The sequence below is a fragment of the Variovorax sp. GW821-FHT10D07 genome, assembly GCF_059415325.1.
In genome coordinates, this window is record NZ_JBWKMZ010000037.1 from 1 (window position 1) to 1,230 (window position 1,230).

Here is a 1,230-nt window from a genome sequence, read left to right on the forward strand (position 1 = left end):
AGAGGGTGTATTTGAAATGATCTACGCGGCCAGCCTAGTAGCGAGGATACGTGCTTCAGCGAGCCAGACCCAAGCGACAGGTGCCCAATTGGAGCGATCGTGATGTGCGATGAGGCGACGTGCGCGCTCGTTCCACGCGTGGGTGCGCTCGACCACCCAGCGCTTGGCTTGCACGACGAAGCCCTTAGGGATGGCGTCCGGCCACAGTTGCCGTTGCTCAGCCACGAAGGTGCCTGTGACGCGGTTGGCTGGATGACGAACGACCTCGACCGCAATGCCGTGCGTTTCTCGCAGCGCCATTGCACATTGGCCGGCATAGGCTGCATCGACGTAGAGCTTCTGCAGTCCTGGCGCTTTAGCGCAGGCTTGCGCAACCACAGGGGCGGCGCCATCGCGGTCTTGCACGCTCGCAGCGGTCACGGTCAAAGCCAGCAGCAGTCCCAAGGTATCGACCACGAGATGGCGCTTGCGGCCTTTGACCTTTTTGCCCGCATCGAAGCCACCATCGCCACCCTGGGCCGTGCTGCGCGTGCTTTGCGAGTCGATGATGGCGGCCGTCGGCTCGGGCGCTTTGCCGATGCGCTGGCGCCACTGCTGACGCAGACGATCGTGCATGAGCTCGAACGTGCCCGCCTGTGCCCAGCCTCGAAACGCCGAGTACACCGCACGCCAAGGCGGGAAGTTCGAAGGCAAGAGCCGCCATGCGCAGCCGGTGCGCACGATGTACATGCAGGCATTGACGATGTCGCGACGCTGGTGCGTGCTGGGCGTGCCGCGTCCACCGTTGCGCTCGAACAGATCATGCACAAGGGTCCACTCGGCATCGGTGAGGTCCGTGTTCATGCCGTTGAGGCCACTTTCCCGGCGATGCGCTGCTGTATAGCCAAATCGCTGAGGCGCCGCCCCCTGGGTCTGCGCACGCTGGCCTGCGCGCCGTGCCGGCCGTACGCGCTTGATTCCTGCCTTCTTGAGGGCCTTGCGGATCGTCGCCGAGCAAACCTCAATTCCCGTCTGATGCACGAACGCGCGCGTCAGCTCGTCCATCGATGCCTGCGGCATCTGCCGAGTCAACTCGACAAGCCTGAGCAATTCGCCCGCTTGCAGCAGCGCTGGTCTGCCGCCCAAATTCTTGCCCTCTCGCGTCGTCGTCCCCACTCGTCACCTCCTGCGTTGCAGCATTGCGTATGGGACGAGGATAACGTGTGATTGTTTATTTCAAATACACCCTCT

The 1,230-nt window shown here is 63.1% G+C and carries 1 protein-coding gene; it reads right to left on the bottom strand.

What is annotated here, in order from left to right:
• Nucleotides 1–21: 21 nt before the first annotated feature.
• Nucleotides 22–1,125, bottom strand: a complete 1,104-nt coding sequence (locus AC07PU_RS42445) for an IS5 family transposase (protein WP_256223127.1) — start codon at nucleotides 1,123–1,125, stop codon at nucleotides 22–24.
• Nucleotides 1,126–1,230: the final 105 nt, after the last annotated feature.